The organism is Solitalea agri (assembly GCF_023914155.1).
In the GTDB taxonomy this organism is placed as follows: domain Bacteria; phylum Bacteroidota; class Bacteroidia; order Sphingobacteriales; family Sphingobacteriaceae; genus Solitalea; species Solitalea agri.
Window position 1 is genome coordinate 1 of sequence record NZ_JAMWYS010000011.1, and the last position, 588, is coordinate 588.

The following is a 588-nucleotide window of genomic DNA, read 5'->3' on the forward strand; positions in this document are numbered from 1 at the left end:
TCACAGGCAGGCATGAATTACCAGTGGTACAACGGAGCCACAGCGGTAGGAACTAACACCAATACGTACAGTGCAACCACAAGCGGTAACTACTCGGTAGTGGTGACTAATCCAACCACCACTTGTTCGGCACCATCGAACGTGGTAGCGGTAACGATCACCCCGATTCCGAATGTAACGTTGACCAACCCAGGGCCGCATGTGTTCTGTCAGGGAGGTTCGGTAACCTTCTCGGTACCGGCGCAGGCAGGAGCGAGCTACCAGTGGTACAACGGCGCTACTCCGGTAGGTACTAACTCGAACAGCTTTACGGCGACCACCAGTGGAACTTACACCGTAGTGGTAACCTTTACGGCTACTAGCTGTAAAGCCACTTCGGCAACGGTGAGTGTAACGGTGAATCCATTACCGGTAGCGACGATCAGTCCTTCTGGACCGACCACCTTCTGTAGCGGCGGCTCGGTAACCTTAACGGCACCGGCTCAGGCGAATGTGAAATACGAGTGGTTCCAGGGAGCAACCCCGGTAGGCACCAACAGCAATACCTTAACAGTAAGCACTTCTGGTTCATATACTGTAAAAGTAACC

The 588-nt window shown here is 53.4% G+C and carries 1 protein-coding gene; it reads left to right on the forward strand.

The window, feature by feature from the left end; genetic code table 11:
* Nucleotides 1-588 (forward strand): immunoglobulin domain-containing protein (locus NF867_RS03405; RefSeq protein ID WP_252586142.1); only part of this gene is annotated, 588 nt, incomplete at both ends.